The organism is Methylobacterium sp. Leaf361, from assembly GCF_001424445.1.
Classification (GTDB): domain Bacteria; phylum Pseudomonadota; class Alphaproteobacteria; order Rhizobiales; family Beijerinckiaceae; genus Methylobacterium.
The window spans coordinates 1-4,877 of the sequence record NZ_LMPY01000068.1 but is presented as its reverse complement, the minus strand read 5'-3'; the positions used below and the strand labels follow the sequence as shown (position 1 = coordinate 4,877).

The 4,877-nt window shown below is 57.8% G+C and carries 3 protein-coding genes and 4 pseudogenes; 1 reads left to right on the top strand and 6 read right to left on the bottom strand.

Annotation, left to right across the window (positions count from 1 at the left end; translation table 11 throughout):
* A partial coding sequence (locus ASG32_RS34775; RefSeq protein WP_206780043.1) for a hypothetical protein occupies window positions 1–187 on the top strand: 187 nt, incomplete at its 5' end.
* A gap of 673 nt (window positions 188–860) precedes the next feature.
* Here ASG32_RS34775 and ASG32_RS33060 read toward each other — a convergent pair.
* From ASG32_RS33060 to ASG32_RS35475, 6 genes and pseudogenes are all read right to left on the bottom strand, one after another.
* Complete coding sequence (locus ASG32_RS33060; protein ID WP_157862100.1) at window positions 861–2,579, bottom strand: ATP-binding protein; 1,719 nt, start codon at window positions 2,577–2,579, stop codon at window positions 861–863.
* A 287-nt stretch (window positions 2,580–2,866) separates the two neighbouring features.
* Window positions 2,867–3,070: a hypothetical protein gene (locus ASG32_RS29520; protein WP_056533419.1), complete on the bottom strand. Its 204-nt coding sequence runs from the start codon at window positions 3,068–3,070 to the stop codon at window positions 2,867–2,869.
* Between the two features lie 147 nt (window positions 3,071–3,217).
* Window positions 3,218–3,444: pseudogene (locus tag ASG32_RS34770) on the bottom strand (integrase core domain-containing protein); the annotation flags it as partial.
* A 1-nt stretch (window position 3,445) separates the two neighbouring features.
* Window positions 3,446–3,800: pseudogene (locus ASG32_RS34765) on the bottom strand (DDE-type integrase/transposase/recombinase); the annotation flags it as partial.
* 1 nt (window position 3,801) lies between these two features.
* Window positions 3,802–4,082: pseudogene (locus tag ASG32_RS35480) on the bottom strand (IS3 family transposase); the annotation flags it as partial.
* Window position 4,083: 1 nt separating this feature from the next.
* Window positions 4,084–4,304, bottom strand: a pseudogene (locus tag ASG32_RS35475) (IS3 family transposase); the annotation flags it as partial.
* Window positions 4,305–4,877: the final 573 nt, after the last annotated feature.

Sequence of the window (4,877 nt, the reverse complement as noted above, 5' to 3'; positions counted from 1 at the left end):
GGGCGAGTACCGCCTCGTCGATGCGCTCCTCGTCGACCGCCATCCGCGCAGTTTAGCACGCCGCGCTCAGACCGGGCGTGGTGCCAGCCGATCGGTTACATTACAACAAGACATGAGACCAATAGATCTGCCATGGAAGAAGCCCGCGAATACCTTCGTAAAGGCTACCATGATGTTTCTCTGGTAGATCTCGGAACTGGGAAACGCAGCGACGAAGGGGAAATCAAGAGAAAATTGGACCGTGTCGACGAGTTTTATCGCGATAGCTGGTCGAGATAGGGGTTGGGATCCGAAGCAGCCGATAGCAAGTTGGGATGAGGCTACTGAGACCGCTCGCGCGCCACACCCCGCTGACGTATGCTTAGCCTCAAACAGGAGCAAAGTTCGCCGATGGCTGAAACGATCGTCATCCGACTGTTCTCGGTCAAGATTGGCGACCTTGGCCTAGCCGACGAAACGGTTCCGTTCTTCGGGATCGGAGCAGCCTGCGATATGGCGGCGGAGCGACTTGAGGCCTATTCGGATGGCAAGGGCCGGTTGGATGNTAGCCGACGAAACGGTTCCGTTCTTCGGGATCGGAGCAGCCTGCGATATGGCGGCGGAGCGACTTGAGGCCTATTCGGATGGCAAGGGCCGGTTGGATGAGACCAAGCCGTCGCACGTTCAAGCGGTAGGTGAAGATGGAACCATCCTCGCGGAGTACAAACTGACGCCCAAGGGGGTTGTCAGGGTCACCAAGCCCACGACTGAGGGCGGCCGAACCTGAAGCTCCTCGAGAGCGAGGGCGGCGAGGGCTATGCGCATGGCGGCAGGATAACCGGTGAGATGGCAGTCTCCTAAGCTATGTTGGCAGCAGAAGCTCATCCCCGCTTTCTCCCCTTCGCTCGGGGAAATTCTGGACCCGGACCCCATTCCACTTTCGGTCCCCGCTCATGTGTCGACGTTCTTATAAGAATATTTCTTTTGACCAAATATTTTATTATGTCTCTAGATTTAAAAACGCCAACATCTAGCATATTCTGAATAGTTCTGTTCGTAATTCGTCCATATTCCTGAACGTGCAAGGTGATTTTTTTGTCAATCTCGTCGGTTGTACGTCTCTGATATACAACCGCTGATCCAAGTCCTTTAAGTGCCTCACTGCGCAATCTAAAAATTGCTCGACTTCGGCCAATCGTAGCGCGTGTGGTTTCAAGAATGCCAACACCATCACCTGCAAGACGGCGCAAAACCATTTCAGCTTCTTCAGTCGATTTTTGGAGCCATCCCGCAATGGTCGAGGCTGAGATTGTTCGTGAAGCGCAAAGTCGAAATATGATGAGCATCGTGTCTGTATCGCTTTGCTCATGCTCAGGAAGCACGGCAACAAACTTGGCAATATTTGTATCTGGGCCTCCGCCAACTAATACAACTCGAACGCTATCGAAATTTGTATCTATCCTTGGAACCTGACGCCCAGAACGTATCATTTCTCTATACATTCGATCTACACCGCGGCCAAGTTCCTCAGCTAGCCCAAGTATCCGTGCTATATTCGAAAGAGTAGCATTCCTCGGCCTAGAACTTGTTGTTATAATATTGTCTGGAGTTACGCCTGACACCAACGGCCCGGGCGAGCTGACAACAAATGCAACAGGTGAGTGTTCGACTATGACCGAATTAGATAAATGGTAATCGCGATGACATATGCCGTTCGATAACGCCTCGCGAACGGCTAGAGAAGGAAAATCTTCGATCGTAATTTGTTGCCCATTCGGAAGAGTCAAGGGCGTCAACGATTGACGTGCCGCAACTAGCTCCATTGTTCGCTGAAATGCGCTTATCAAAGGAGTGCCAAGCCGCTGTACTGCTGTAGGCTCCCCACCCTGAGTGGGTCTATATTGGTATACAAGAGCAGGATGCAGTCTTTCATGATCGGCGCAGAACATAAGAGCAGCCGCGCGATTCAATTCTACGCCTGAACTGAACCCATCCATTGCCGAAATGATATCATTTATGCTTAGAGTTCCAAGCGCCCTGCGATTGTCATTAAATTTTAGCAAGGTTGATTTGGTCAGCGCGATAACATCTGCGCTTATCTCAGAAACATATCGACCACTTGGTTCTGACGACCAGTCTATGCCCCGCCTTTCTTCTCGAAGACGAGTAAGCTGCATTGGATCGAGGGTGACGCAATCCTTATTGATGCGTTGCGTGGCCCTGCCTTGGGTATCGGAGTGTATATCAGGGCTTTGCGGCACTAGTATTATTCGCAGACTAGGATATAGAACCGGAATATGTACATCGACTACTAAGTGCGGAATTGATAGCTCGTATACTCTCTGCTTAATGCGATCTATGCTTATATTTTTTCCCGTAAAAGCTTGAACGCCCTTTGTCTTATCGTTGACCCCGAGAACTATGGCTCCGCCGTTGCTGTTGGCGAAACATATCGCAGCGGCAGCCACAAGCTTTTCTGTGTCTGCTGAGCTTCCCCGATCTTCCTTAAAATCAAGCGTAGGGCCTTCGCACTCGTCCGCGATAACTCCGCCAACTATGCGGCTCAACGCTGTTTCGGCATCAAGCAGTGCTCGGCGCATGAACGCTCCGATTTGATCGAGGCCTACAGCCGTAGGGTATCGTCAAACTTGTATCAAATCTGCCTGAGCTAGCAAAGGCAGCGACAGTTTGAGCCGAGTTTGAGAAGGCCGTACAGCCGTAGGGCAGCATCAAACTCTGCTCAAAACCCGCTTGAGTTTTCCGATTATCTTGGTTGCATCGTGCGTAAAAACTGCAGTTTTGATAGTGACTTACCTAGTTTCACCCTTCCTTCGCCGCACGCCCGGCCTCTCGCCGTTCTCGTCGATGAAGATGACGCCGGCGGCAGTCATTTTCCGGCGTCGAAGTACGGGTGATCTGCGTCGGCCAAGGTGCGATCCACGGCCTCGATTGCCAGAAGCACCTTGCTCAGATCATCGGCCATAGAGACTGGCGCCAGCTCAATCCCGCCGATACGCTTGGCGAGCAGGTCGCGCTGGCGCACGAGCGATCCGCGGGCCCGATGCATGTCTTCAACTTGGTCGGTGTTCATGGCGCCCGCCTTTCGTGATGTGTGCGCCTGCCTACTGTTGTTGCCCCCTAAAGACCGGACAGGGTCTCCTGGGTTGATCGGGTGATGAACTCGCGCGGCGAGCGGTAGCCGAGCGCGCGATGAGGATGAAGGTCNTGTTGTTGCCCCCTAAAGACCGGACAGGGTCTCCTGGGTTGATCGGGTGATGAACTCGCGCGGCGAGCGGTAGCCGAGCGCGCGATGAGGATGAAGGTCGTTATAGTGCGCCAGCCAAACGGGGAGCTGGCGCAGCACGCTCTCGGCATCCGGTAGCACCGAGACACGCACGTAGTCGCGTTTCAAGGTTCGCACGAACGCTTCGGCCATGCCGTTGCTCTGCGGGCTCTCCAGCGGCGNCCACGGCGGTCGAGAGGCGTTCGTCGAAGAAGACAGCACGCTCTCGGCATCCGGTAGCACCGAGACACGCACGTAGTCGCGTTTCAAGGTTCGCACGAACGCTTCGGCCATGCCGTTGCTCTGCGGGCTCTCCAGCGGCGTCGTCTTCGGTATCAAGCCGAGTTCGCGGGCGAAGCGGCGMGTGTCGCGGGCGACGTAGCAACTGCCGTTGTCAGTCAGCCACTCGATCAGGCTCGGTAGCTGGTTGACCGCCCCGAAGCGATGCTCGACGGCCGCCACCATCAGGTCGCGGACGTCCTCGCCCGTGATGCCCGCCGTGGTCGCCACGTAGCTCATCGCTTCCCGATCGCAGCAGNAAGCGATGCTCGACGGCCGCCACCATCAGGTCGCGGACGTCCTCGCCCGTGATGCCCGCCGTGGTCGCCACGTAGCTCATCGCTTCCCGATCGCAGCAGTCGAGCGCGAAGGCGACCCGCACACGCTCACCGTTCTCTGCCGCGATCTCCAGCCCGTCCGAGCACCAGCGTGTATTGCGCGTGGCCACCGCCACCTTGCCCTCGTGACGGCGCGTCTCGGCTCCGCCCACATGTCGCTGCAGCAGGAGGCCGTGCACCTTCATGACCCGGTAGACCCGCTTNTTGCGCGTGGCCACCGCCACCTTGCCCTCGTGACGGCGCGTCTCGGCTCCGCCCACATGTCGCTGCAGCAGGAGGCCGTGCACCTTCATGACCCGGTAGACCCGCTTGGCGTTCGGCGCAGGCCGCCCATCCCGCTCGGCCTGCCGGCGCAGAAGGGCATGGACGCGCCGATAGCCGTAGGTCGGCAGATCGGCGATGAGCGCCTGGATCGCGCCGAGTAACGCGGTGTCGGGTGCAGGCGGACGGCCGCGTCGGCCCCTGGGCTTCGAGGCGGGGGAGGCCTGCCTGGACGAGGCGAGGTGCGGGCGCGACACGCTCAAAGCTGCGGCCACAGCGCTCACCGGCCGTCACGCGCGAGGGCAACTTTTTGGGGGCGGCGACCCGCTCCATCGCCTCGCGCAGGATCTCGGTCTCGAGCGTCTTCTTGCCCAGGAGCCGCTGCAGYTCACGGATCTGCTGCTGGGCAGCCCGCAGCTCGGAGGCGGGCACCACCTCTTCACCGGCMCCGGCGGCCGTGAACGCGCCGCGCTCCATCAGCCGACGCCACGTGAATAGCTGATTGGCGTTCAGCCCGTGGCGGCGGGCGACGAGCGAGACGGATTGACCGGGCAGATAGSTCTCCTCGACGAGGCGCACCTTCTCCTGCGTGGTCCAATGCCGACGCCGCTGGACGGAGGTGATCACCTCGACGCGTTCGGCGCGGGGCGGGTCGTTAGAACTCACCATACGGTCGGTCATAGGCACACACTTCCATAAGCGTGAGCCCCTGTCCGGTCATTTTGGGGGCTACTTCA

Coding starts and splice junctions, on each gene's coding strand:
- ASG32_RS33060 (WP_157862100.1), bottom strand. CDS start 2,579: ATGCGCCGAGCACTGCTTGATGCCGAAACAGCGTTGAGCCGCATAGTT.
- ASG32_RS29520 (WP_056533419.1), bottom strand. CDS start 3,070: ATGAACACCGACCAAGTTGAAGACATGCATCGGGCCCGCGGATCGCTC.